Here is a 25,552-nt window from a genome sequence, read left to right on the forward strand (position 1 = left end):
TTTCTCCTCCTATCCCTTGGGAAAGCGTGCATTCCTGCTCATGTGAACTCACAAAATATTGATCTATGTATTTATTCGCGAAGTTCGTAAAATATCCTCTTAAGGATAAATTTATGACTCCTTTAGATCATATTTGATGCCAGCACCAGCGGACGAACCCGCTTAATAAGTTCATCCAGAAATTGATCTGTTCGGGCAAAAGCCGCAAGATGGCCAGCATTCTTAATAAGCACAAATTCCTTATAAGGAGTTTCAATTTCGTCAAAGTACTCCTTGGCTATTGCTGTAGGTGTTACTGAATCGGTATCACCTTGGAAGATGAAGAACGGCAGTTCAAATCTTAGCCCTAGTTTGTGGACATCAAAGGCCAGTAGTTCGTCAAAGAGTAGATTAAGGGAATAGTTCATGCCTTTGAAGATATCAATGAAATCATGTATCGTGTGGTCTGGTGACGAGAGCATAGCTGGCAAAATTATGTCCGTAATCATATTGGGAACAGTTGTGATGGCTTTGATAGTCCATTGGTTCTTTTGGTTGAAGTCTTTTCGACTCCAGCGAGTTGGATCTGGTCCAATTCTCTCAACTGCCTGCACACCCTTTGTATTACCCGCAGCACGAAGCCCGTCCAGTGTCATCTGGTACGAAAGCTTTTGAGATTCTGGGCTGACGTTCTGATCAGTACCGACATAGGCATGAAATAAGTCAGGGCGTCGTTTTGCCATAATTGTACCTATAAAGCTACCCACGGAGCTGCCGACAAGAATTAATTTTTCTTGGTCGAGATGATCAAGCAGGTGTTCTGCGACCTCGATCCCATCTAGGGTGAGGCGGTCAAAGGTAATTGTGCCGCTGCCATCCTTGCCGTTTTTGCGGAACGTTTTACCTGCACCACGCTGATCCCACTGGACGATGGTAAAGTGCTTCTCCCATGATCGCAGCAACGGACTGAAGATGGAATAAGTTGCTGCTGGCCCACCATGTATAAAGAACAATACAGGGTTGTTGCGATCTTCGCCACGTATGGTGACCCATTGGTCAATGCCGCCAATCTTAACGAATCGTTCTTCAACGATGCAATTTGGCGTATTAATGATAAGTTTCTGAGCATTCTTGCGTTGATTGCTCTTACGTAGGACTAGCTCCATAAATATATTGTTTTTACTCATAATTCTTTCTCCTCTTCAATGATTTTAAAATAAGTGCTTATGTTCTTCTTACTATGGTGAGATCTTTTTATTTGTAATGGCATTCCGATTCTACCTTTTTCTCTTCACTCTTCAAGTATAGATCCACATGGCGAATCAATCGTCAGACGCAGGATTTAATTGTTCTCAGTCTAGAGAAGTAATTTATGCAACGAAGCGAAGGGCGGCCATGTGGTCATACCCCAGTCAAGTAGACAAGTAAAAAAGATCATTTAGGCTACGATCGCTTTCCGGTATTCAACTGGTGAGCGATCTTTTAATTTTTTCTGGAACCGTCCGTAGTTGTAAAATTGGATATACTCTTCTACGGCTTTTCGGTCTTTAGGTGAGAGAAGAAGGATTCGATGCAGGCATTGTCTAGACAGTTGTCCCGTCTGGAATGACTGCCGATGAGCACATGCTTTTGCAACATCCCGTTGTACGGCTTGGTCAGAATGTAGAATGGTTTACGTATCTTTGGAAGCGAACGCAAAAGGCCTTGTAGCCGGGAACGTATCGTCCCGGACAGCAAGGCCTTGTCCGTTTACTCTTACCTCATTATGTTTACGGTTTAGACTAGGTGCGCGCCACCGTCGATAATCACCGTCGTGCCTGTCGTAAACCCGTTTTTCGCCAGATAGACGTAGGTTTCGCCGATATCCTCCGCCTGCGCGATCCGGCCGACAGGCAACTGGGCCCCCATCCTTTCGAACATCGCCTTGCGGTTCTGCTCGGGAATGCCGGCATAAGCCGGTGTTTCTACGATGCCCGGCGAGACGACGTTGATCCGGATCGGAGCTAGATCGACCGCAAGGCCTCGCACGAGACCCTCGATTGCCGAGTTGATTGCGGCAAGCGTCGACGCACCTTTTGACGGACGTCTGCCGTATACGCCCGAAGTCAAAGTGATGGATCCGCTTTTATGTAGATAAGGAAGCGCGGATTTAACGACGACATACTGTCCCCAGAACTTGCTTTCGAATGCTGCTTTGGCTTTGTCCAGTGGCAATTCGCTAAATGGGCCCATAGCGCCTTCCCCGGCCGTAACGACCAGGTGATCGAAGGTCCCGATTTGACCGAACAGCTCGGCTGATTTCGCAGTGTCTCGGAAATCGAGCTCATAGCCTTCCACCCTGCCGCCCAGCGACTGCTTCGCCTCCGCCAGCTTGGAAGCGGATCGGCTGGCGATGACAACGTTGGCGGATTCTGCGATAAACGCTTTCGCGGCAGCCAAACCGATTCCGGACGTACCGCCAACGACGACGACGCGTTGTCCTTGCATTGACATGGGACTACCTCCTTAAAATTCTTTTTTTAGCCAGATGATTTAGTGGGTTTCAAATTCAGTATACATTTTAAATCCACAATATGTAAAATATTCTGCGCAGCGAAGACAGCCCTGTCATTGTTCAACTTTGTATTCGTTTAAGCAATTACCTCAATTATCTATTATCCGAAAACGATGATATAACCATCAGGATCTTTTATGTAGATATTCTTAAATGTCACGCCGTTGCTATGAGTGTTTTCAATTGGCCCCAAAATAATATTGGCTTCATTCGTTCTCAATTCTTCTAATAAAGAATCAAACTCGTCATAATTGATATGGATAAATGTGTCCCATGCTAGATCGGGTCCTTTCCAATCAGTTGGATAATTGTCCCGTTTTTCCGATGTTTGATTGGGCATGACATCGCTCGATTGCTTAGCTTGTTGGATGATTAATTTCATTCCGCCTCTGATCGCATGCCCCCAGTAGTTGACTTCACAACCTAGTACATCTCGATACCATGATAACGATTTTTCAAAATCTGATACAATCCTCACTTGCAAACTATCGTAAAACGTTGCTTTCGTCTTGATATTCTTCTTTTGTTCATTCATAGCCGCAGCCTCCTGAAAGAATATTGTCCCGTTTCCTCCAATCACTTTTAATGCATTTGGTACAGCTTTTGGTTTGTAACCGTCGAAATTTCGATTGTTTACAAAATTACTCTGTTTGAGTTCCTTAGCACTCTCTCCCATCAATAATTACCTCCCCTTCATTATCAGCTTTTTTAATTTTATAGTTTTGTTCCATCTTTTGTTCTCCCTCAGTAAACCCTAATGCTATTCGCGGCAAATCATTAATTTGTTGCCGTCCGGATCCTTCACGACGAACCAATGGTCGTGTTCAATTTCCGTCACGAGCTCCACACCGAGCTCTTTCATAAATTCAAGTGAACCCTTCAAATCTTCGGTTAACAGCATAAAAGCAGGGGTCTCGATTGAGGGCGCTCCACCAGGCCGGTCACCACCCCACTTCGGCATCGTATCCAGAATGACTCCGGTCCCTTCCATTGGCAAAGGGCACAAATGGCCTGAAAGAATTTCGCAATCATCCTCATTCAGCCCGAGAACCCGGCAGTACCAGCTGCGGGAATTCTCAATATTTCTAACCGGGATAAAAATACTTCCTACTTTGTTCTTGATCGGGCTGTTATGAGCGGAACCATCTTTGGCTAGCTGTTGCTCGTTCATCGATTTCCCTCCATGAATTATTTTTAGCGCTTTCGGAACAGCAACAGGTAGGTAACTTTCCGACGTCTCTTTTCGATTTGGCACTTTGCTCATGGTCCATCCTCCGACTTTTTTCGTAAAATAACAGGCACATAGCACTCCACATTCACCGATCGTTCAAAGTCCGTACTCGCCCACGCATTTTTATCGAAATTGCTATAAGTAACGTAGTATGCGTACCAGGATCGCTCTCCATCTGGCACATAATCGGTGGATGTACCGAGCCAGCGGTAAATCCGCTCGAGAATGCCCGTCATCGTGCCGTAAGCGCCAGTCCTCAAGCAGGCATATATCCCGCCTTTCAACTGGGAGATTCGGTGCGCCTCCTCTTGGGAAAAGACAAATCCTTCCGGTGGCCCGATGGAGACTTCATACGCATAGCTTTCACCTGGTGGAATGCCGTAGCTGCAAGTCATAAATACTTGAAGACGACTATCGCCGACAAACCCACTGCGAATTAGCCAATCAACTGAAGCCTCATCGGCCCGTGCTGCACAATTTATGCCTTCGGCTCGAAAGGATATCACCTTAACCGGTGGACGCTCCACGACCTCGATCGTCTCCGTCTCCTGACGTCGCCTTACGGGAAGAAAAAGCTTCAAGCGAGTGATCTTGCCGCAATATTGCTGGTATTCCTCCAGGAATCCATGTTCTCCGAGCTCGAACGTACTCCGCGGTAACCATTCCGATAGCAGAAGGTTCCAAGCGGCGATGATAGTTGAACCGGACCCAGCCGGAGTTCGGGTCACCGCATAAAGACCGCCAGGCAGTTCCACTGGCCGTAAGTCCGGATGCTCAACATTGCCCTCTGTCTCACTCACAGCAACTATTTGATAACCATAAATCTGTGATCTCACATTTAGATTGATATTCAAGCCGAACAGCTTCATCTTGTTTGCGTCGAGTCCGCTCTGTGCCAAGAAGGCTCGAAACTGACTAAGTGCCGCATCTTCCAAACCATCCTCCCGATTGGCGGTATGCAAATAACCGACACCCTTTTGGGGAGTGAGCCGTATGACCCTCACGTCCGGGTAACGTTCGGATACCTCACGATCTTCAAAGTAAGGTACACGTTCGTGCAGGTTAATTCGTTCGAAACTATAAATTAACTCCGATTTTCGGTACAAGCCTGGGGTTAATCCGGTGTACCGTTTGAATGTTTTGATAAAGGTCTGGTATGTATCAAAACCGAATCCGAACCCGACGTCGATAGTTGGAAGGTCAGTTTGACGCAGGAGGAAGGCCGCCTCATTTGTTCTTCGTTTGCGTATGTATTCTTTGATGGGGTGACCCGTCATGGCATAAAACATGCGGTATAAATTGGGCACCGACATTGCGGCTGCCTCGGCAATCTGCTCCAGTCCAAGGGGCTCGTTAAGGTTTTCCTCAATATAATCGATCGCTTGCTGGACAATTTCGGCTGTATGCATATCAGCCCCCTTTTCATATCGTTGTTGTTGTTGTATGGAATATATTCTTTCGCTGAACTTATCATAGCAAATTGTTTTTGCAATGGAGTGTATTATTTTATCAAAAACATAAGAAATTGATTAAAAAAGTAGGTGTACAATGCAACTACCCATTCGCAGAATAGGGCTACCTCGCTGCAACCCTTACCACCACTAACGTTATCCGTTATCTTAAAGAAATACTTATTTATTTGAATGCTCTGCTGGTGAAAAAAACACCAGGGTAGTTAGGTCTTCATTGACATCATAGAATCTATGTTCTTTGTTAGCTTCTACGAATAGGATATCACCTTTACTAATTTCAATAATTGTATTTCCATTCTGAAACGAAGCTTTACCTTCAATTATTAGATAAATCTCATCTTCTGTATGTGGCTTTTGTTTATCCTTTTCGCCTTTATTCAGTTTGTAAAGACCTACACTCATTGAAGATACCCTCAAAAATTCATAATACGAAGTGCTTTCTAATTCTTTTAACTGATTTAGATGATTATGTAAGTCAACTATTTTAAAATTCAAAGTATACTCCCCTTTTATTCATTTGTAAGGCCAATTTATACGCAACTTCTGTAGGCAATCAGCCTAAATCGCCGAACAACTTGACTTGTGGTGCATTTGCTAGTTTTTAAATCTGCATAACCTCTCACTCCACACGTCCATTAGTCAATTTATGATACAAAAATCATGAACCTACTCTTTTGCTCCAAAGAATTTTTCCAGCTTCCACCTTGGATAGGTGACTCAAATCATAACTGGACCCGGTCTCTTTGGCCTTCTGACGAATTTCCTCAATTTGCGTCTCAGTAGCAGGTTGGTTACGAATGATGGAGTCGAGGTTATTGTGTGCGATTTTTTGTGCCAGTGCAGGGTCGCCAAGCTTATCTAATACCTGATACATCGCACCAATTGCAGCCTCCTCACTTTCAACACCGTACCCAGAGTCCGTACTCAACATAAACCGATCAGGAAATTGTTTCATGACAGGAATAAAGTCCTCCAACTTATTGCTGCTAGCTGGATTAAGAGTAGTAAAACCCGCAAAAAAATCCGCATACAAATTTGGGTGCTTTTCAAGCAAATATTTAATATTCTCCGGAGAATTAAAAGCGTTAGCATGACCGAAAATGATGTTTGTGTTAGGATGCTTGTCGAGTGCCTCCTCCAACTTTTCCATAACCATTCCATTCGGCGGGTCAATATGCAACAAAATAGGAGCTTTGTACTTTGCACATATATCATAAATATCCGGTAAATAACCATCCATCGGATCTTTACCTTTCCATACCACTTTCGAAACCACAGGTGAGTATAAAGAAGCAGCTGCAATTTCACCTAAACCAAAATATCCTTTCTCCAGGTTTGTCCTAACAACATCAAGACTCGACTTATCATGCATATCGAAGCCTGAGAAGTAAGGAATAATCACCTCAGGATTCGCTTGATAAGCTTCCCATGAGGTCTGGTCGGTCATTATCGCACTCGGCTCTGATACATCTCCAAAGAGTACAACTTGATTAACAAAATCACGTTTCCAAACTTCCTGCATACTTAGATACTTGGAACCTGACGCATCATGATTATGAGAATCGATGAGTTTCAAATCACGGTATTGCTCGACTAACTCAAGGATTGTTTTCTCTGTCGATTTCTCAACGGGTACAAGAGTGCTTAGGGTAGGTTCTGCTTTTATCGGGTTGAAATTTTTTTCTGGATTCGAAGAGAATAGCCAAATCCCTAGCATTATGCTTCCCGTCACCATAATCGCAATTAGAAGAAGATGTTTCTTCATCCTTAATCCCCATTTCTAGAGTTACAAGTGCTAGTAAAACATAGAAAAATCATACCATATTTTACCTATTTTTAAATACAACAAATTTTATATAACAAAATGGACTTCTATCTAATGATATCAGCCTATACCATTTTGGCTACTTCACATTATATAAATATGAATCTCAAGACAAGGAAAGGTTGTTGCCATCTATGTACAAAAGAATTCAACAGAATGGAAAGAGTTGTTACGGTAAGCATTTGCTGCTGCACATGGTGAACTGTAACGAGAATTTAACCAGCATTCAAGCAGTAAAAGAATTTATCACTCAACTTGTACTGGATATTGATATGGTTCCGTTTGGCGAATGCCATTGTTATCGATTCGGAGAAGGGGAAGAAATCGGTTTGTCAGCCGTTCAATTGATTTATACCAGCAGTATTACGTTGCACACCAATGATTTACATCGAGAGGGGTATTTAGATGTCTTTAGTTGCAAAGATTTTTCAGAAAATCAAGTTACCGAAAGCGTTAAACAAGTATTTTCACCTGAACGAGTTGAGTATCAAACGATTATCAGAGAATAACAGATTTTATCCCGGACACATTGCGAAACATAAGGATGAGCCGGTAAAAGATAAATTTCAGATTGCTCATCACCCTGTCTACGGAGAAGGAGTAGTATCAAAGGTATTCTTTAGCTGTGGTCAGCTATTATTTCGTTTTGACGGAAGCTTACGTCATGATCAGACTTTATACACACTGCAAATAGAGCCAGGACTTTATATTGAAGACCTCTACTTTATGGGTAAGGTTTTACATTCATGTGAGCCTAACACTTTTATCGATATGAAGAGTCAAGAGTGCTGGTGTAGCAGACCGATCCAGCCTGGGGATTTTGTCACCATCGATTATGAAGCTACAGAAGATGAACTTTTTCGAAGTTTTCAATGCCAATGCGGATCCAGTAATTGTCGTGGACAAATTGTAGGTCGAAATAAAATCACAATTACTGCACTAGCAGTTCCCTTAACAGACTCTAAAGTCACATAACTTTGGAAGTAACAAACTCTATCGCTTCTTCCGCCAAAAAGAGCCATTCCTTCAGTGACGTTGGTTCCAAAGTTAACCATTCTTTCATTAAACGGCCCTGGCCTGTGTCAAAGCGTTCGATGCCCCACTTCATAAATTCAAACAAGATTGGCAATAAATCAATTCCCTTTTGCTTATTGCTTTCTTTTTTCAAGTTATTTTTCTTTCTTGAAGCAGACGTTTTATTGAACTATGAGTTATCTCACAAATTCTTTACTTTCATTTCAATATCTCTTCCGATAAAATCTGTACTAATTTGTGTTATTCCTAATTCTCTTGCCCAAATTGATAACTGACCAATATGATGAATTTCATGAGCTATTACATGCCGTAGTAGTTCTCCTTTTTTATAGGTATCACTCATCCATGATGGTTTTACAATTTCATTTTCGTTATCTATTTTCCATTGTTCAAGATATTCTTTTAATTCATTCCTATAATTATTAGATAACTCTATGACAGAGTTCAAATCTCTACATGCAAGGCGGCCCACTCAACGCTACAGAAGAAGAACTAGCGGCCTTTGAAGAAATGCGGCCGATGGTACAGCAAGGTTTCGGCGGCACGTTCGATCAACTTGAAGGTTACCTGGAAGCCAGAAATAATTCGCTACAGCTATCGAATGCATCCGGAGATAATGGCAACCGCCGTTTCTTCGTGGTGCTTTTATTTTAAACAACTTATTGAAAATGCTGGAGGCGTGTGGAAACTTATTTATTTGAAAGTCGAACCAATTGAATTACGTCAACGACTTAGTATCCGAAGCCAACGATTTGACGCAAATGCTGCTTTTACTATTAAAGATGCAATTCTTTAGCAAAGTCTTTCCATCTTCTTCGGTGAGAGTCAAGATGTTAATGATCTCTAGGCAGATCCAATCGGTCTTCCCACATACTGCGGAATGAAGCCAGCCAGGAGTCCATTTCTTGAAGAGGCTCTGGCCGCAGTTTGTAGATTCGGCGATTTGCAATCGGACTCACCTCGACGATATGGGCTTCGTTGAGTACTTTCAAATGCTTGGAAACCTGCGGTTGTCGAACATGAAGCCGATCAGCGATTTCTCCTACGGTAAGGGGACCGTCTCGAAGCAGTTCGACCATTTGTAATCGGTTGGGTTCGGCGAGCGCACTCAAAGTTGTAGAATTCATATCTTCCCACTCCGATCTTTTCTTTAGAGAGCAGCGGATGCCTGAACAAGAAGCCCGGCCAGCATGCTGTAATCAGGCAAATCCCCTTCACGAATTTTGAGCCATTTCCGCTCTGCGGGGCCTTCAAAACCCTTCGGGACTTCCAGACCGGTAGCATTCATAATCATAAACGCAATGGCGTCCTTAGAAGCGGAAATCACCGCGGCGTAATGCCCATTCTTAAGGAAGTGCGGTTTCTTGTATTGAATCCGTTCTTCGACCTGAGGAATGGATTCATGGACCATCTGGCGAAGTTGGTTGGACACTTCAACCTGCCACGGCTGATTAAGGCTTTCGATAAAAGTGGTGACCTCTTGGTTCATTACTGCACATCTCCTTGCTTCTAATTTGTGATCTCAAATCTTGGCTAGTTGTTCGGCAAACAGTTCCGTGGAATAGATCGCGCCTTTTTCCCATTCCGGATGTTCATCCTCCTCATAGAATATTTTTCCATAATACAAATATACTGTATAAAGAATATTCCCGTCAAGGAATTTAGTTCGTGCAATAAAAGGCTGCCGCAGCAGCCTTTTATTTATTAAGCTATCGTTATCCGTATTTTATGATTTTCTTGCAAGCTTAAGGAAGTGGTTTAGAATTCCTGTAAAACGAATCATCTGGTCTTTGCAAAAAAACGAGAGCCTCGGTACGATGGGATTGCGCACGAGGTCAAAGCCTCAAAAAGCCCCTCATCTAGGAGGTCACTCTACTATGAAGTTTAAATCGCAGAACAAGCAAAATCATCTTTCAAGCTGAGCAAAGTCATCGTCGGCAAGGAACCTACCGGCCACTTCTGGCTGAGCCTGGCTCGCTGGCTTTCAGGCAAAGGAATTGAGGCTGCCCTCGTGAATCCCCACAGCCTGCTTGATCATTGTTATGGAGCTATCGTACCCGTTAGTTTTGTCTCAATTAGTAAATTTCCTTTGCATCTTGGGGAAGAATTCTTATGTGCTGAAGAAAATTACTTACACGTTTGTCATCCATAGCAGGATAATCATATTGATAATAGTTTGCCACATCCAAGGCAATTTCTCTAAATAGATCACACATTATAAAAAGTGCTTGCCAAATGTTTTCGTATTCTGCATCAGGATAGCTTTTAACAAAAGCCTCCCAATGCTTAGGTTCCAGAAACTTCTCATAGTATTTCCCCAGTTTACCGGAATCAACAGCAAAATTGGTACGTAAACCAATATGCCACTTAAGCATTAATATGAGCATATCTCGTACTGGTCGATCATACATAAACTTCACATAAGAAAGCTCTCGACGCCATAACCCTTTTGCAATATACGTACTAACCCACCAGAATTCGTTGCAACATTCGGCAAATTGTTGAGCTGTTGGTGGCTTGGCCAAATAATCTTTATTACTTGGGGGAGATAGGGTTCCAACTATGTCATCCTTATCAAGGAGTAGTAGACTTAGGCTGTCATGTTCAAAACTAGAAATTTTTTCGACAGGATAAAGGGTAAGATCAATGCGGTTTCCATCCGTAAATAACATGAGAAAAGCAAAATTGTTATTAAGATCCAGTGAGGGAACCCCATGTTCATCCGGCGTTTGCATAATGATCAATTCACCGAAGTTACTACCAATCCAGCTACGCTCAACTACAAAGCCTTCAACTGAGGACACAATAAACTCGATGTCATAATCCTGAAATATATCACGATGCACTTCCGGATTGACACGTGAACCATTTAAAATAACAGCTCGTACTCGTTCGTCATCATTTGCAAATCTAAGAATTAAATCAAGCATTTCCTTTTCGCTTCTCATTCACTTTTACTCCTCATATTATTTTTTTAAAGATGTCTATCGGCAATTCACAAGGTAGAGACAAAACTTATAAAAGCCCAGGTTAAAGCTCTGAAATCTTAAGCATAATTAACAGAAATAGTCCTTGTGTAACCACTTAACTACTGGGGCTGCCCCAGCACCAAATATGAGAAGATGGCTGAACATCGGCTGTTGAATCACGACTTGTATCCCGAAAAAGTGGACAATTGGTAGATCAATCCATAGAGTCTTATGATAAAATATTCTTCAGGAGGTGTCCCCTATGCAAAAAATACTTGTTTTGGGCGGAACGAGGTTTTTCGGAAAAAAATTGGTAGAGCAATTGATTCGCGAAGAAGAGGATGTAACCATCGTAACAAGGGGGCAGGTCTCCGATCCGTTCGGCGACGCCGTGAAACGGCTGAAGGCCGATCGTACGGATCGAACCGCTCTGGCCAATGTATTGGGCTCTTCGACGTATGACGTTGTCTATGACAACATTTGCTATACGCCGCAAGAGGCTGAGGATGCGGTGGAATTATTTGCGGGGCGCACAGGGAGATACATTTTAACTTCAACGCAAAGCGTTTACCCGTCCGGCGAGTATCGAAAAAGTGAGAACGATTATAACCCATACCGCTATCCTCTCCCGGAACCTTATCCGTTAGAGGTAGAGTACGGGGAAGGAAAACGGCTGGTCGAAGCTGTCATGTTTCAAAAAGCGCCGTTCCCGGTGGCCGCGGTACGGATTCCCATCGTTCTGGGGTATGACGATTATACTCGGCGGCTGCATAAACACATTGAGTCCGTACAACAAGGGCTGCAGCTTGGAATACCGAATCCGGAGGCGTGGATGTGTTTCATCCTCTCGGATGAAGCAGCCTCGTTTCTCGCCTGGCTGCGCCAATCCAACCTGGAAGGACCGGTGAACGCCTGCTCTGAAGGGGATCTGTCCGCCGGGCAAATTCTCTCTCTCATCACGGAAGCCGCGGGCAAGCAGGCGAACATTCTCAGCGAAACGGAACAGAAATCGCCTTTCGGTCCCGCCGTTTCAAGGTATATGGATACGGCCAAAGCGGTGCAAGCAGGCTACACGTTCCAGCCACTGACCGATTGGATGCCGAAATTGATCCGGGAGATAATTGCGTAACCGAACGATTTCATGTTTCATTCCCCTGACGAAAATCAAGGAGCTGCCCTCGAGAGTCCTACCTCACGGGGCTTTTTCCTTGAATTCCCGATGTAGTGGATCTCAAACTAATTTATGCTTATACCACTTTTTCCCCTGGTAACGCCATAGAAATAAAGCGCCCCGCACGCCCCATTCGCAGTTCATCGCAATCCAAACACCAATGATGCCAAAACCCAGCATGATTCCAAGAACATACCCTAGCACAATACGGAAAAGCCACATTGTCAGCATCGAAGTAAGTGAAGTGAAGCGCGAGTCTCCCGCCGCACGCAATCCCGAAGGCAGGATAAAGCTGATCGACCAGAGCGGAATCTGTGCCACTGCGTTGATTAGCAGCACCCAAAAGATATCCTTGACGATTTCAGCAGGTGGATGAAACAAACTTACCAAAGGGTAGAAAAGCGGCATCAGGATGATAGTCATCAAAACAAACGAAAAGGACGCCAGCCAGAGAAACGATTTGATGAACTTTCGGGCATCTTCAATATTTCGTCCGCCCATGCATTGACCGACCACCGTCACGAGGGTCATGGACAAGGCCACGGCTGGAATTTGGTACACCATGGCAATGGTGCCGCTAATGGCGTTGGTTGCTATGGCGTAGGTACCAAGACTAACAATGAAAACCTGTGTCAGCATTTTTCCCCCGTTAAAAAACATCTGCTCTGCAGCAAACGGAAGTCCGATAGCCATAATTTTCTTGAGCATCGTCAACGGTACATAGAAAAGTTCACGAAGACCCAGATGAAGCGATGCATCCATTTTGAACACATAAATAAGGGCGCATATTGCCGCCGCAAACCGCGCGACATTCACCGCGATTGTCATGCCCAGTACACCCATGTGCAGTTGGTTAATGAAGACGAGATTCAAAAGCACGTACAAAACATTCATGATCAGAGAAAGAACCATCGACACCCGGGATCCCCCGATCCCTCGCATTACTCCGCTAACCGCCTGGACAATTCCTATGCCTAGGAATGAGGTACAGCTGCCGATCAGGTATACTTTGGCATTTGCCAACACATCCGCCGATGCGGATCCCAGGAGAAGCTCTAACAAAGGGTTATACATTACCATCACCAGTAAGCCGATACCTAAGGCAATAATGGAAACCGAAGAGATGCTTGCGCTAGCTGCTTTGGAAACCATTGAATCATTGCCGCTGCCTTTGTACTGCGCAACAACAACCGTTCCACCGGTAGCGATGGCGACGAACACATTAATTAAGAAAATATTCAGCGAATCAATGGTGCTAACCGCGCTGACCGCCGCTACCCCCGCTGAGCTGATCATAGCTGTGTTCACCAAATTAAGTCCAATAATAAAGGCCTGATCGATCAATATCGGAAGATAAAGGGCGATTACTTTCCTGTAATCCATCGAGGCCCCGGATAAATACTTATCCAGCAAGCCTTGTGTTCGTACCCATACTTGAGGTTGAGACACTGACATCACATTCTTTTCTGCGAAATATGTAATTCATTTACCTAGTTAGTATTTTTCTATAATATCATATTTCGCTCGAGTCATTAGTGAAATCTGCCCGTTAGAGTCATTCTATACTGCATGCTCTGGCTGTCACGACCAGACAAGTATCAATCCGCCGGAGTATACTTTATTTGAGAAGGGTGAAAACTAAGCATGTTGTTAAAATATTCTTAGATTCGGAGATGTGAATTTTGCATGACGAAAGAACGAATTATAGAAGCTTCAGTATGGGTCATTATGATAATTGCCCTCTTGATATTCGTTCCAAAAAATAGAATACGCGAAGCTCAGGTTGTATATCTCTTTAAGTTGTTTTTGACTTGGGGCTTGGGACTTTTCGTCGTACAAATGAAATGGATTGAATATCCCATTCGATTCATTTTCCCATACTGGCTCACCCTCATAAGACGGCAACGGTGTTCCATCCCCGGTATAAGTGGAAATACAGTGTCCTACACCGGATAAAGCCTGGTTGTAAGAAAATATACTCCTCACACACACGGATGGATTATTATACAAAGATTTTATTATCGATAGCTTGTATATGTTGTATTTGTCATTTAGATCAACAATTCCAGAAATTCGGGGTGTGTAATTTGGGGCATCAGGTTCAAACTCACGTTTATTTATTGCCTCTTCGAATGTTCCACCCTCTGAAATATTATCAAATATTGTGTTAGTCTGATCTCCGTTTGAAACAATATGTATATTATCTTTTGATTTAATTGGATGATAAATGATTAGTGAAGGATCCGTCAGCTTCTTCTCATCAAAAGCTTTATTCCTCACATCCAAATTTTCCTCGAGTACAAACACTCTGTTGCGACTATTTTTACTTCGTCCCATAATCCAATAAATCTGATAGATTGTCATTTCATCAGGTGATAGACCAATAATAATCCCCCTTCCAGGGTATGAGTTTAACCTCAGATTTTCAACATTCTTCCTTAATGTTTTCTGCATCATTAATGTCCCTTCTGTTTTAGGTTCTCAAACAATATTATCAACCGTATTTTACCACATTATGGGGTTGCACTAAGGATTGCTTGTTCCCAATTGGATTTGTCTAATCAGCATAGTATCTTTTTAATAGCTCTTCTACTTTTGCTTGCATGGACAGCAAGGTTGTTTTCCTATATTGAATACCAAGCCGAAGTACCTTCATTTGCTGTCTACGGGAAAGCCTTCGAAAACGATGTTCCTGTTTCAGAAAAGTACGAATGATAGACCAGCTGTTGATTGCAATCCGATCCGGTTTAATGTAAGGAACATCATAAGGCAGTTGTCGTTTCCGGAAACGATGAACAAGTGTTCCAACGATAGCTGAAATCTTGCTTTCATCTACAAGACACACTGCGCATTTTTTATTTGTGTGTTTTTGGAGGTAATCGAAATGATGATGTCCGTCTAGGATGATATAACCACCTTCTTTTCTGCTTTTACGCACAACCAATAGGTGCATAAGATCCTGTGAAACTTTTTTTAATTCCTTTTTTCGTAGTGAGGTCTTAGTGGTGATATTTTCAGTCCTAATCTTACTTAGAGGTATATATTGCAATGTATATCTCAACGGTAGCCCCCCTTAAAGTAATTTATTCCAAGCACCTAATTCACAGTTTGCAATAACAATGTATGTGTGTCAGAGAAAGTGAGATGCTTGCCTAATCGAATTGGGCCGGAAAATCAGGCACTAGCGGATGAAGGGGCCAATCGCCTTACACTCTTTCACTGATTATTGGTAAACCAGCAGCAAAAAAATGCCAGCCAGAAAACACTGGCTGACCTGATAATCATTCTGACTGGATTGCATAGATTCGTTAAGTACCGGTGGCAATTTTATTACTTCCTGAATCGACAAGATCCGAATCAACAGTAGCAGTAGCACTGAAAAGATTACTGTCTATGCGAAAGTCGCCAACATTGCTGCTGCCAGAGCCCTCATAAGTTTTGAGGCTGACGGTAGGTGAAACTACTAAGTTATCTCCGTAAATAAAGCTTCCCACATTACTCACTACTTTAACAGCTCCCGCAAAAGATGGCATAGCTTAATCAGCTCCTTTTCCTAATGTGCTATAGTCTATGCCCAGAAGAGGGAAGGGTGCTTTTGCGTTTTGGCGGGATTCATTCCCCTTGTAAACTAAATCTTCTCTTGAGTCGATTCGCGAATGACAATTTCCGGCCATAACACTGTTCTTTGCTTCAATTGCTTTTTTTCTTTTATGCTTTCTACGATGAGATCAACCGCCAGCTTGCCCATTTGCTCCATGGGCTGGGCAATGGTCGTCAAAGGAGGATTCGTTACCGAGGAAAGAATTGTATTGTCAAAGCTGATAATAGAAATTGCACTTGGAACGCCGATATTCATTTCTTTTGCTGCCTGCAGCGCGCCTATGGCAAGCATATCATTACAAGCAAAAATTGCAGTTGGTCGTTCAACTCCCTGTAAAAGCTCCAACGCTTTACTTTTCCCGTCCTCTACTTTATAATCACAAATCTTTAAAAACTGCTCTTTGAATAACAGTCCTGCTTCCGACATGGTTTGCTTAAAGCCTCTCATCCGTTCACGGCTGCTGTTCACCTTCTGGCTTTCTGCTAGAATGGCGATATCCGTATGTCCCAGTTCCAGCAAATGCTTGGCCGCCATACAACCGCCAATATAATCGTCGACAACAACTGTGTCCACAGCGAGCATGGGCAATTCTCTCGCAATGAGCACAATCGGTAGTCCCCTTGCCATCAATTGCTCCAGAATTTCCTTCTTCTCAATACCAGTGGCAATAATAATGCCGTCTACGCTTTTTTGAAGCAGTAAAGATATATATCTTTCTACCTTTTCGTCTTTATTGTCTGTATTGCACATGACAACGCTATAGCCGAGTTGATGGCCCTGATCCTCAATGGCACGGGCAATTTCAGCGAAAAAAGGGTTCGAGATATCAGGGACCAGAAGACCCAAAGTAAACGTCTTTTTCCCCGTCAATGCAGAAGCAATGACACTGGGTTGAAAATCAAGACGTTCCATGATGGCAAACACAGCATTTCGCGTTTCTGCACTAATCTTGCCCTTACCGTTGATAACCTTGGAAACCGTTGCAATCGAAACTCCGGCTTCGCTGGCGATATCATAGATCGTTGCTTTCATTCCTTTTCCTCTTCTACTTTACTGGTTTAGGGGGAGTCATTATCCAAGCGTGTGCAGGATCATTTTGAAATTTCCATATCCGGTTAGGGCCAGCCATCACATTTAAATAGTAGACCTCATAGCCTGGAGGCGCCGATACCGGATGATAGCCTTTTGGAACAAGTACAGCCTCCCCATCTTTCACAATCAATGTTTCGTTTAACGATTCATCATCAGTATATACTCGCTGCACCGCAAAGCCTTGCTTCGGTTCAATGTGATAGTAATACGTTTCTTCCAATAAGGATTCGACTGGCAGCCGATCCTGGTCATGCTTATGCGGGGGATAACTGGACCAATGCCCGCTTGGAGTGAACACCTCGACGACCAATAAACTATCCGCTGGCTCGGAATCTGGCAGAATATTGTGAATTTGCCGTTCCAAATTGCCGTAACCTCGAGTTTCCACACTCATATGCTCCGGATGAATAAGTCGAGCTTCATAGGTTTTATTCCCAGGAGCACGGCAAACCGCAATTTCCAATGCAGTAGTCGCTTTAATCTCAAAAAAGTCGCCGGCGGGTACATAAACAGCATATGGAGGAATTTTCTCAAAAACGTTCATTCTCCTCCCAACTTGTTTCCAAGCTGCTCGACTCGTCGAGACGTCACCTATTCCCGATAAAAACACAAGACATACTTCGCATTCAGCCGTATTTTGATACAGCAGCTGATCTTCTTTTAATAAAAAAACCTGAAATCCAACATAATCCCAGCCTGCTGAATCAGGGGTAATCGTCATCACATTACCATGGTCGTCGGGAACTTTTTGCCCGCTTACAATTAAATCCGCCACTGAAATTCCTCCTTTACAATGTAACCTGTGATAAGGCGATAACATCCTTCAGCTTCACAGGCTTACCCAATCTACAGGAGAGCTGAGCCGCTTTGGCAATAAGCTCTGCTTGCAATCCATCATTACCATTTACTTTTACATCAGTATTCCTTTGAATCGATTCGATAAATAATTGCGTTTCTTCAATATAAGCTTCATTATATCGTTCCAAAAAGAAATTTAGCGGTTTATCGCGATAAATTTTGTCCGCTGTGCTAATTTCAACCGTATTGGGAAAATCATTATTGGCGGCCAAGCTCCCCTTGCTTCCAAAAACCTCAACACGTTGATCATATCCATACACAGCCTGACGGCTGTTATCAATGACTCCAATAGCTCCATTAGCAAACTTTAGGGTGATGATAGCCGTATCCACATCCTCGTATTGAGCAAACACAGGGTTGACCAATACAGTTCCAATCGCAAACACTTCCTCCACATCGCTGCCGCATACGAAACGGGCCATATCAAAATCGTGAATAGCCATATCCATGAAAATTCCGCCGGACCCTTTAATGTAACCTTCATCGGGAGGGTTTGGATCTCTGGATGTAATCTTAACAATATGCGGAGTACCGATCTCCCCTGCTTGCACTCCAGCCTGGATACGTTTGAAATTATGATCAAAGCGCCGATTAAAGCCAATTTGCAGCTTGACTCCGCATTCACGCGCGGTATCTACTGCTTTTTGGGTTTGCGCAATATCCATGCTTACTGGCTTTTCGCAAAAAATATGCTTTCCGGCTCTTGCAGCTTCCATAATCAATGGCCCATGCGTATCCGTAATGGAACAAATAAAGATGGCATCAATCTCCGGATTGTGGATGATCTCCATATTGTCCTTCGTCACATGAGGAATACCGCGCTCATCGGCCCAATCTTGTAAGGCTTCATTCGCATACAAATCAGCAATGCCTATCATTTTCACTCGGGGTAATCTGAGCAGATTGGCCGCGTGTATTTTACCAATTCTGCCAGCTCCGATAACACCAACTTTAACACTATTCATCCCGCTTCATCCTTTCATTTTTCCAGAGGAGCCTAGCCCATGATTACCAACGTGCAGTGACCATCTTCTTTCGAGTATAAAATTCAACACCATCTGTCCCATTGGCATGGAGATCGCCGTAAAACGAGTTTTTCCAGCCCGAGAAAGGGAAGAATGCCATGGGTGCAGGCACGCCTAGATTAATGCCCAGCATCCCGGCATCGATTTGTTCACGGAACTGGCGAACGTTGCTGCCATCCTGCGTAAATAAACAAGCGCCATTGGCAAATTCCGAACGATTCGTAAGCTCAATCGCCTCCGTTAAGTTTGCTGCCCTGACGACTGACAAAACGGGAGCAAATATTTCATCCTTCCATATTTTCATGCCCACTTGTACGTTATCAAAAATGGACGGTCCTACGAAGTAGCCCTTGTCTCCTGCAGCCGCATCCTTACGGCCGTCACGAACAAGGCTGGCCCCTTCACTTTCACCTATTTTAATGTATTCCAGGGCTCTATCCTTTTGCGAACCGCGGATAACGGGGCCGAGGAAAATATCCTCATCCATCCCGTTTCCGATCCGGATTTGATCACTGGCTTCAATCAATTTACGCACCAGTGGATCGGCAACTTCGCCAACAGCAACGACAACCGCACAAGCCATACACCGTTCCCCTGCCGAACCGAATGCTGCTGTGATGATTTGCTGTACTGTGTTGTCTAAATCTGCGTCTGGCATGACGATCGAATGATTCTTGGCTCCCGCAAGCGCTTGAACTCTTTTGCCGTGCGAGGTTCCTGTCTTGTAGACATATTCCGCTACAGGCTGTGAACCGACAAAAGATATTGCTTTCACCTGCGGATGCTCGAGCAATCCGTTAACTACATCGTGAGCGCCATGTACAACGTTTAACACGCCTTGGGGCAGTCCCGCTTCCGTAAATAACTCAGCAAGCCGATTCGCCAGCATCGGGGTGCGTTCGGACGGCTTTAATACGAACGTATTCCCACAGGCGATGGCCAGGGGAAACATCCAGCAAGGGACCATCATGGGGAAGTTAAACGGGGTAATCCCGCCAACGACGCCAATGGGATAACGATACATGCCGGATTCTATATTCGTGGCAATGTCAGGCAGCTGCTTCCCCATCATTAAGGTTGGTGCTCCGGCTGCAAACTCAACGCATTCGATGCCGCGAAGCACTTCTCCAAACGCTTCGTTGTAGCTTTTTCCATTTTCCAGGGTCACAATCTTGGCCAATTCTTCCCAATGCTCAACGAGCAGCTGCTGGAATTTGAATAGAATGCGAGCCCTGCGCGGCACAGGAGTTTGACTCCAGCTTTTAAAAGCTTCTGCCGCCGAAGCGACTGCCGAATTCACATCTTCTTTGGAGGAAAAAGGTACATGTGCGATAATCTCTTCCGTGGCTGGGTTAAAAACGGGCTCGGAGCGTATCGAACTGGATTCACCCCATTCGCCGTTGATAAAATTTTTCAAAGTAGGTATGTTAACTGACATAATCTTCATCTCCTCTAAACATTGTTCAAACCATTTCACCATTCCGGCATTGCTGCATGTAGGAGTTCACCTGATCCACTGTTGGCATCGCGTCCGAACAGCTGTGGCTGGATATGACTATGGATGCCGCAGCTCCGCCAAATGCCATGCAGTCGGAAATCTCCCAGCCTTGCATGAGCCCATATAAAAATCCGGCAGCATAAGAATCTCCAGCACCAAAGGTTTTAATCACTTTCGCCGGGAAAATCGAGCCTTTATGGCTTAATCCATCCTTTGTGTAAGCAATAGAACCATCTTTACCATGCTTGATGACCACAATTTTGGCGTTATAACGAAACCATTTGCTTGCTGTCGTTTCATCATCATTAGCAGTACCTTCAAAACGCTCCATCATATCGAATTCTTCTCGAGTGCCAAGGATGACATCACATTTTTCCGCTGCCAAATTATAATACGTGGCTGTTTCCTCACGGGATTTCCACGTATAAGGGCGATAATCCAGATCAAAAACAAGGATGGCACCATGCTTTCGAGCATATTCAATAGTAAGAAATACCGCTTCACGGGAAGGACTTTGCGCCAGCGCAGTTCCAGAAATCAAGACAACCTTGGCTTCCGCAACAAAGTCCTCTGAAACTTCTTCCGGCGAAAGCAATAGATCCGCTGCATTATCACGATACATCAGGATGCTGCAATCGGTTGGGCTTTTAATTTCAGTAAAAGCAAGCCCTGTTACAGCACCTGTGTGATCGGTTACTACTTGCGTGGCATCGATTTGATTTTTTTGCAAATAGTCAACAATAAAGCGGCCCATCTGATCGTTGGCGACCTTGCCGATAAAACTCGTCTTCATGCCGAGTCGCGCCATCCCGATACAAATATTAGCCGGCGATCCGCCCACATATTTCGTAAACGTCATCGTCTGTTCCATGGGCCGATTAATCTCATTGGCATTTAAATCGATGCAAACTCTACCAATCGATATAAAATCCAATCGCTTCTCCTGATTAAATTCCAGAACGTTCATACCTATTCTCCCTTCTTTGATTAATCTATTAACGAATCTATATATTCGAGCGAACGTTTTGCATATTCATAAGCTGGATGCACCGCGGGATCCTGCTCGCCCTCCAACAGCGCCCAACCGGAGTACCCTCGGTCGATAAGTTCTTTGAAAATTGGCTTGAAATCAAGACAGCCATCACCCGGAACGGTAAATACCCCTTTTCGGATACAGGTTGCAAAGTCTACCCCTTCTGCCCTTGCCTCGTCCAGCACCACTTGCCGAATATCCTTAAGATGGACATAGGCAATGCGGTCATAATGCTTTCGCAGCAAGTGGAGCGGATCGCTGCCGCCATAATACGCATGCCCGGTATCATACAACAAGTAAACCAAGCTTGGATCTGTCAGCTCCAACAATCGATCGATTTCTTCCGGCCTTTCAACTACAGTACCGCCGTGATGATGGTAGGTTAATTTCATTCCGTGCTCCTGAGCGATTGCACCTGCAAGATTCAGTCCTTCAGCCAAGCTGCGCCAGCCCGCCTCATCCAAACGCGCAACCTCACGCTCATTCGGTGTTCTTCTGGGATCCCAATGTAAGGAACCGCCAATTTCCGCTGTACTGATTACTTTACTGCCCATCTCCTTGAGAAACAGCACATGCTTTCGATAATCCTCTAATTCTGCATCGCGACGGGATGGCTCAGAGAAAAAAACGGATTTCCACTGGGAGACAAGCTGTATATGCTTATCTTCAAGCTTCTTCTTGAGCACAGCGATATCAGTTGGAAATTTCCGTCCCATTTCCGTCCCTTTCAGTCCCAAAGCCTCAATATCCGTAATAATCTGCTCGAATGTACAAGCGTCTCCATGCTCCTTTACATCTTCACCCACCCAATTGATAGGATGAATGCCCAAGCTAAACGGCAGTTTTCTCAACCTATAGCCACCCCTTTGGTTAAATTGTTTTCGCTGATTGGATGTCATGCTGCATTTGTTGATGTGATTCAAGCACATCTGTGCTCTTGGAAACCTCGGGTACGCCAACTCTCCACCAGGATTCGTAACCCGAGGTGTTTGTATTTGGAAGCACAGGGATATGGATAAGCGTTGAAATCTTCTCGCCTTTTGCTTGATTTAACGCTGTCTGAAGCTCTGCTGGCGTAGATGCCGTATACGCTTTAGCTCCCAAGCTGCGAGCATGTGCTGCGAAATCTATGGGCATATAACCTTCCGTCAATAATCCGGTATCTTCGGAACGATAACGAAATTCGTTGCCAAAGCCCCGGCTTCCATGACCGCGCTGCAGATTATGGATGCATTGAAAGCCATGATTGTCTAATAAAAGAACCGTCACCTTCGTCCGTTCTTGTAAGCTGGTAAAGAGCTCCGAGTGCAGCATGAGGTAGCTTCCGTCACCGACAATGGCGTATACCTCTCGATCGGGTTCTGCCAATGAAACGCCGAAGGCTCCACTAACCTCATAACCCATACATGAAAATCCATACTCCATATGATAGGTTTTCGGTTCTGCGCAGCGCCATAAACGGTGCAAATCTCCAGGCAGACTTCCCGCTGCACAGACCACAACATCCCTCGGATCCACAAAACGGTTGATTTCACCAAGTACACGGGTTTGAGATAACCCTTCTTGAAGCTCCATCTCATATAAACGATCTGTCTCTTGATTCCAAGCATCTCTAAGAGCACCAATCGTTTCAATCTCATGAGCCGAACGATACTGCCGCTGCTCCAATGCCGATTTTAAAGAAATCAATGCTTCTTTAGCATCCGCCACAAGCTGAATCCCATTAAGTTTAACAGTATCAAAAGTACTCACATTTATATTTAAGAATTGAACATTCTCATGCTGAAAAGCTGATTTGGAAGAGGTTGTAAAATCGGAATATCTCGTGCCGACGCCAATAATTAAATCAGCTTCTTTGGCCAATCGATTGGCAGCCAGGGCTCCGGTCACTCCGACTCCCCCAACATACAGGGGATGATTCCAAGCCACTGCGCTCTTGCCAGCTTGAGTTTCAGCTATTGGAATTCCGAAAGCTTCAGCAAACGCGATAAGCTCCTGAATTGCGGCCGAATAATGAACCCCGCCGCCTACAATTAGCAGAGGTTTCTTTTTCTGTATGACAAGCGCCGCTGCCCTTTCTACGGCATCCTTGACGGGTGGCCTTCTTTCCAAATAATGAACTCTCTTCATAAAAAACTCTTCCGGGTAATCATAAGCTTCTGCTTGAACATCCTGGGGAAAAGCAAGCGTCACAGCTCCTGTTTCTGCAGGGTCCGTCAAAACACGCATAGCTTGAATCGCTGAGCTCATCAGTTGTTCGGGACGTTCGATGCGGTCCCAGAATTTACTAACCGGTTTGAAAGCGTCCGTTGCAGATACCGTATAATCATGCGGCACTTCCATTTGCTGCAGCACGGGATCAGGCTGTCTGCAGGCGAAATTATCTCCCGGCAGCAGCAAAACCGGAATCCGGTTGACGGTGGCAGTCGCCGCAGCGGTAACCATATTGAGCGCACCTGGTCCGATTGAGCTGGTACACGCATAGATTTGCAAGCGATTTTTCTGCTTGGCATAAGCTGTGGCGGCATGAACCATTCCTTGTTCATTTTTGCCTTGAATGTAGACCAGTTCGCCAGCGTCATTCTCTAATGCTTCCCCAAGCCCCGTTACATTGCCATGACCAAAAATGCCCATGACGCCTTTAAAAAACTTGGTTTCCGTACCATCATAGCTGATATATTGCTGATCCATAAAACGTAATAAGGCTTGTGCAGCTGTAAGTCTGATTTTATTTTTATTCACAGGCCAATCCTCCTTGATACTAGGCATGAATAGGTAAAGCGCTTTCCCTGATACAAATATTTTTTCATAATTTTTTTAAATCGTCAATATATAAAGATATATTGAAATTGTAAATCGGTCTCGCATTTCGATTGATTGCCAAACCATTCTCCTCCTTAAAATGCTGCTTGTCGTGACTCTAATTAAGCGTTGCCAACGTTGTTTAGCACTTTTTTCAATTCGGATACATAATCAGAAATTCGTACTGTTTCACCTGTCATTCTTGAATGCTCTGCAGCAAAGACACTAAGGTGTCCCTGTACAGACTCGGCAACAGAATCCGGTTGTCTGCCCTGGGCGATTTCCTGAAGCTGTTTGACAAAATATTTCATGATCCCTTCGTCGCCACCGCTGTGTCCGCTCTCAGAGTTTTCCGGGGTTATAGATTCTTTGCGTCCATCGAATCGGGAGATTTCTATCTCATTTTTCTCAAGGTGACCTCGGATCTCGCCTTCAGTTCCCATAATTTTGAATGTTCGGGTGTTTTCATAGGACAACCCGCTTAATGTAAATGCAACAGTAACTCCATTTAAAAATTCGAAATTCACCACCTGGTGATCGGCTACATCATTATCGCAGCGGTATACACAGCGACCGTACGGCCCTTCCTGAATGGCTTTTAGCCTCGCTTCCAAGCTCGTATCCACGCTTATTGCTTTTTGTATAAATGTCGATTTTTCGTTGTAATACCATTTAAGGGCCGAATATGGTCATTCTGCTTCTAACGCACAGCCATCCGTGCATCTTGCCGTTGAGCCCGCCGGGGCATGCTCCTCATTAAAATAAGCAAGGCCTCCAAAGCTAGACACTTTATGAACATCGCTCCCAACCAACCAATGAAGCAAATCGATATCGTGGCAGCATTTTGCCAGCAGGATCGGACTTGATTCCGCCGTATTACGCCAATTCCCCCGTACATAGCTGTGGGCGAAATGCCAGTAGCCGACATTTTCATTCCATTGAATCGTAACCGGTTTGCCAATCGCCCCGCTGCTCAAAAGTTTCTTTAACTCTCTAAAATAAGAGGTATATCTCAATACATGCCCTACTAGGAGAAGTTTCCCGGCTCTATTAGCCGCTTCTTCCAGTTGAAGAACCTCAAGTGGATTTGGAGAGATCGGTTTTTCAAGAAGAACGTGATAGCCTTGGGACAGAGCTTTCATGGCAGGCTCGAAATGCATCCGGTCTGATGTGCAGATAATGACGGCATCGCAAAATTTCGGTTGTGCAAGCAGGTCCTCCCATGATGCAAATTGGTTGGTAACGGCAATCTGATGCTCTATAGAGAAAATATTTCTTTTCCTTTCATCAAGGTCTGCAACAGCGACTATGTTAATCTCGCTTGGTCGATTTTTGGCATATGCGCCGTAAGCAAATCTTCCCCGGTTGCCGGCTCCAATCACTGCGGCTTTTATCAAGATTATTCCT

The 25,552-nt window shown here is 44.3% G+C and carries 29 protein-coding genes and 3 pseudogenes; 6 read left to right on the top strand and 26 right to left on the bottom strand.

Going from position 1 to position 25,552, the window contains the following annotated elements; all coding sequences use genetic code 11:
- Nucleotides 1-122: 122 nt before the first annotated feature.
- From BLV33_RS03490 to BLV33_RS03525, 8 genes and pseudogenes are all read right to left on the bottom strand, one after another.
- The gene (locus BLV33_RS03490; protein ID WP_090788318.1) at nucleotides 123-1,166 is read right to left on the bottom strand and encodes an alpha/beta fold hydrolase; all 1,044 of its coding nucleotides are present in this window, start codon (nucleotides 1,164-1,166) and stop codon (nucleotides 123-125) included.
- 251 nt (nucleotides 1,167-1,417) lie between these two features.
- Nucleotides 1,418-1,590: pseudogene (locus BLV33_RS03495) on the bottom strand (IS3 family transposase); the annotation flags it as partial.
- A 165-nt stretch (nucleotides 1,591-1,755) separates the two neighbouring features.
- The gene (locus tag BLV33_RS03500; RefSeq protein ID WP_090788320.1) at nucleotides 1,756-2,472 is read right to left on the bottom strand and encodes an SDR family oxidoreductase; all 717 of its coding nucleotides are present in this window, start codon (nucleotides 2,470-2,472) and stop codon (nucleotides 1,756-1,758) included.
- A 161-nt stretch (nucleotides 2,473-2,633) separates the two neighbouring features.
- Complete coding sequence (locus BLV33_RS03505) at nucleotides 2,634-3,209, bottom strand: VOC family protein (protein WP_090788322.1); 576 nt, start codon at nucleotides 3,207-3,209, stop codon at nucleotides 2,634-2,636.
- An 84-nt stretch (nucleotides 3,210-3,293) separates the two neighbouring features.
- Complete coding sequence (locus BLV33_RS03510) at nucleotides 3,294-3,797, bottom strand: VOC family protein (RefSeq protein WP_253186958.1); 504 nt, start codon at nucleotides 3,795-3,797, stop codon at nucleotides 3,294-3,296.
- Entirely contained in the window at nucleotides 3,794-5,173 is a 1,380-nt protein-coding gene (locus BLV33_RS03515; RefSeq protein ID WP_090788324.1) for an AraC family transcriptional regulator, read from the bottom strand. The genes BLV33_RS03510 and BLV33_RS03515 overlap by 4 nt, the downstream gene beginning before the upstream one ends.
- 222 nt (nucleotides 5,174-5,395) lie before the next feature.
- Nucleotides 5,396-5,731, bottom strand: coding sequence for a cupin domain-containing protein (locus tag BLV33_RS03520; RefSeq protein WP_090788326.1), 336 nt, complete (start codon nucleotides 5,729-5,731; stop codon nucleotides 5,396-5,398).
- Nucleotides 5,732-5,894: 163 nt separating this feature from the next.
- Nucleotides 5,895-7,001: an amidohydrolase family protein gene (locus tag BLV33_RS03525; RefSeq protein WP_090788328.1), complete on the bottom strand. Its 1,107-nt coding sequence runs from the start codon at nucleotides 6,999-7,001 to the stop codon at nucleotides 5,895-5,897.
- Between the two features lie 194 nt (nucleotides 7,002-7,195).
- Here BLV33_RS03525 and BLV33_RS03530 point away from each other — a divergent pair, with 194 nt between their 5' ends.
- Together BLV33_RS03530 and BLV33_RS29825 are read left to right on the top strand one after the other, a co-directional pair.
- Nucleotides 7,196-7,570 (top strand): S-adenosylmethionine decarboxylase family protein, encoded by a 375-nt coding sequence (locus BLV33_RS03530; RefSeq protein ID WP_090788330.1) that lies wholly within the window; start codon nucleotides 7,196-7,198, stop codon nucleotides 7,568-7,570.
- Nucleotides 7,467-8,036: an SET domain-containing protein gene (locus BLV33_RS29825; RefSeq protein WP_139305678.1), complete on the top strand. Its 570-nt coding sequence runs from the start codon at nucleotides 7,467-7,469 to the stop codon at nucleotides 8,034-8,036. The genes BLV33_RS03530 and BLV33_RS29825 overlap by 104 nt, the downstream gene beginning before the upstream one ends.
- Here BLV33_RS29825 and BLV33_RS03535 read toward each other — a convergent pair.
- The gene (locus BLV33_RS03535; protein WP_090788332.1) at nucleotides 8,029-8,229 is read right to left on the bottom strand and encodes a hypothetical protein; all 201 of its coding nucleotides are present in this window, start codon (nucleotides 8,227-8,229) and stop codon (nucleotides 8,029-8,031) included. The genes BLV33_RS29825 and BLV33_RS03535 overlap by 8 nt on opposite strands.
- A gap of 48 nt (nucleotides 8,230-8,277) precedes the next feature.
- On the bottom strand, nucleotides 8,278-8,544 hold the full coding sequence (locus BLV33_RS03540) for a DinB family protein (protein ID WP_253186959.1): 267 nt from the start codon (nucleotides 8,542-8,544) through the stop codon (nucleotides 8,278-8,280).
- 8 nt (nucleotides 8,545-8,552) lie between these two features.
- On the opposite strand from BLV33_RS03540, the gene BLV33_RS29830 reads away from it, so the two are divergent.
- The gene (locus BLV33_RS29830) at nucleotides 8,553-8,750 is read left to right on the top strand and encodes a hypothetical protein (RefSeq protein WP_253186960.1); all 198 of its coding nucleotides are present in this window, start codon (nucleotides 8,553-8,555) and stop codon (nucleotides 8,748-8,750) included.
- Between the two features lie 179 nt (nucleotides 8,751-8,929).
- On the opposite strand, the gene BLV33_RS03555 is transcribed toward BLV33_RS29830, so the two are convergent.
- The 3 genes from BLV33_RS03555 to BLV33_RS03565 all read right to left on the bottom strand — a co-directional run bounded on the left by BLV33_RS03555 (nucleotide 8,930) and on the right by BLV33_RS03565 (nucleotide 11,044).
- Nucleotides 8,930-9,223: an ArsR/SmtB family transcription factor gene (locus BLV33_RS03555; RefSeq protein WP_090788337.1), complete on the bottom strand. Its 294-nt coding sequence runs from the start codon at nucleotides 9,221-9,223 to the stop codon at nucleotides 8,930-8,932.
- Between the two features lie 23 nt (nucleotides 9,224-9,246).
- On the bottom strand, nucleotides 9,247-9,585 hold the full coding sequence (locus BLV33_RS03560; RefSeq protein ID WP_090788339.1) for a DUF1801 domain-containing protein: 339 nt from the start codon (nucleotides 9,583-9,585) through the stop codon (nucleotides 9,247-9,249).
- A gap of 586 nt (nucleotides 9,586-10,171) precedes the next feature.
- Nucleotides 10,172-11,044, bottom strand: a complete 873-nt coding sequence (locus tag BLV33_RS03565; RefSeq protein ID WP_090788341.1) for an aminoglycoside 6-adenylyltransferase — start codon at nucleotides 11,042-11,044, stop codon at nucleotides 10,172-10,174.
- 144 nt (nucleotides 11,045-11,188) lie between these two features.
- On the opposite strand from BLV33_RS03565, the pseudogene BLV33_RS28675 reads away from it, so the two are divergent.
- Nucleotides 11,189-11,278 (top strand): annotated as a pseudogene (locus BLV33_RS28675) (NADPH-dependent 7-cyano-7-deazaguanine reductase QueF); the annotation flags it as partial.
- Between the two features lie 49 nt (nucleotides 11,279-11,327).
- Entirely contained in the window at nucleotides 11,328-12,194 is an 867-nt protein-coding gene (locus BLV33_RS03570; protein ID WP_090788343.1) for an NAD-dependent epimerase/dehydratase family protein, read from the top strand.
- A gap of 102 nt (nucleotides 12,195-12,296) precedes the next feature.
- On the opposite strand, the gene BLV33_RS03575 is transcribed toward BLV33_RS03570, so the two are convergent.
- Entirely contained in the window at nucleotides 12,297-13,685 is a 1,389-nt protein-coding gene (locus BLV33_RS03575; RefSeq protein WP_171908998.1) for an MATE family efflux transporter, read from the bottom strand.
- A gap of 279 nt (nucleotides 13,686-13,964) precedes the next feature.
- Between BLV33_RS03575 and BLV33_RS30595 the strand changes: the two genes are divergently transcribed.
- Nucleotides 13,965-14,192, top strand: coding sequence for a CBO0543 family protein (locus BLV33_RS30595; RefSeq protein ID WP_366414844.1), 228 nt, complete (start codon nucleotides 13,965-13,967; stop codon nucleotides 14,190-14,192).
- Here the strand turns inward: BLV33_RS30595 and BLV33_RS03580 are convergent.
- The 12 genes and pseudogenes from BLV33_RS03580 to BLV33_RS30605 form a co-directional block, all read right to left on the bottom strand.
- Nucleotides 14,157-14,693 (bottom strand): annotated as a pseudogene (locus BLV33_RS03580) (IMP cyclohydrolase); the annotation flags it as partial. The gene BLV33_RS30595 and the pseudogene BLV33_RS03580 sit on opposite strands and share 36 nt — an antisense overlap.
- A 100-nt stretch (nucleotides 14,694-14,793) precedes the next feature.
- Nucleotides 14,794-15,297: a hypothetical protein gene (locus tag BLV33_RS03585; RefSeq protein WP_090788345.1), complete on the bottom strand. Its 504-nt coding sequence runs from the start codon at nucleotides 15,295-15,297 to the stop codon at nucleotides 14,794-14,796.
- A gap of 247 nt (nucleotides 15,298-15,544) precedes the next feature.
- A complete protein-coding gene (locus tag BLV33_RS03590) occupies nucleotides 15,545-15,769 on the bottom strand; it encodes a spore germination protein (RefSeq protein WP_090788347.1) in 225 nt (74 codons plus the stop codon).
- A 95-nt stretch (nucleotides 15,770-15,864) separates the two neighbouring features.
- Nucleotides 15,865-16,869, bottom strand: a complete 1,005-nt coding sequence (locus tag BLV33_RS03595) for a LacI family DNA-binding transcriptional regulator (protein ID WP_090788349.1) — start codon at nucleotides 16,867-16,869, stop codon at nucleotides 15,865-15,867.
- A gap of 13 nt (nucleotides 16,870-16,882) precedes the next feature.
- Entirely contained in the window at nucleotides 16,883-17,704 is an 822-nt protein-coding gene (iolB, locus tag BLV33_RS03600; RefSeq protein WP_090788350.1) for a 5-deoxy-glucuronate isomerase, read from the bottom strand.
- Nucleotides 17,705-17,717: 13 nt separating this feature from the next.
- Entirely contained in the window at nucleotides 17,718-18,752 is a 1,035-nt protein-coding gene (iolG, locus tag BLV33_RS03605) for an inositol 2-dehydrogenase (RefSeq protein ID WP_090788352.1), read from the bottom strand.
- Between the two features lie 43 nt (nucleotides 18,753-18,795).
- On the bottom strand, nucleotides 18,796-20,250 hold the full coding sequence (locus tag BLV33_RS03610) for a CoA-acylating methylmalonate-semialdehyde dehydrogenase (protein ID WP_090788354.1): 1,455 nt from the start codon (nucleotides 20,248-20,250) through the stop codon (nucleotides 18,796-18,798).
- A 25-nt stretch (nucleotides 20,251-20,275) separates the two neighbouring features.
- Nucleotides 20,276-21,277: a 5-dehydro-2-deoxygluconokinase gene (gene iolC / locus BLV33_RS03615; RefSeq protein ID WP_090788356.1), complete on the bottom strand. Its 1,002-nt coding sequence runs from the start codon at nucleotides 21,275-21,277 to the stop codon at nucleotides 20,276-20,278.
- 20 nt (nucleotides 21,278-21,297) lie between these two features.
- Nucleotides 21,298-22,194, bottom strand: coding sequence for a myo-inosose-2 dehydratase (gene iolE / locus BLV33_RS03620; protein ID WP_090788358.1), 897 nt, complete (start codon nucleotides 22,192-22,194; stop codon nucleotides 21,298-21,300).
- Nucleotides 22,195-22,213: 19 nt separating this feature from the next.
- Nucleotides 22,214-24,085 carry a 3D-(3,5/4)-trihydroxycyclohexane-1,2-dione acylhydrolase (decyclizing) gene (gene iolD / locus BLV33_RS03625; RefSeq protein WP_290439038.1) on the bottom strand — a complete coding sequence of 624 codons (1,872 nt, stop codon included), beginning with the start codon at nucleotides 24,083-24,085 and terminating at the stop codon, nucleotides 22,214-22,216.
- 182 nt (nucleotides 24,086-24,267) lie between these two features.
- Entirely contained in the window at nucleotides 24,268-24,759 is a 492-nt protein-coding gene (locus BLV33_RS30600; RefSeq protein ID WP_366414705.1) for a hypothetical protein, read from the bottom strand.
- 75 nt (nucleotides 24,760-24,834) lie between these two features.
- Nucleotides 24,835-25,542, bottom strand: coding sequence for a Gfo/Idh/MocA family protein (locus BLV33_RS30605; protein ID WP_366414706.1), 708 nt, complete (start codon nucleotides 25,540-25,542; stop codon nucleotides 24,835-24,837).
- Nucleotides 25,543-25,552 lie beyond the last annotated feature (10 nt).

Source organism: Paenibacillus sp. GP183, from assembly GCF_900104695.1.
Taxonomy (GTDB): domain Bacteria; phylum Bacillota; class Bacilli; order Paenibacillales; family NBRC-103111; genus Paenibacillus_AI.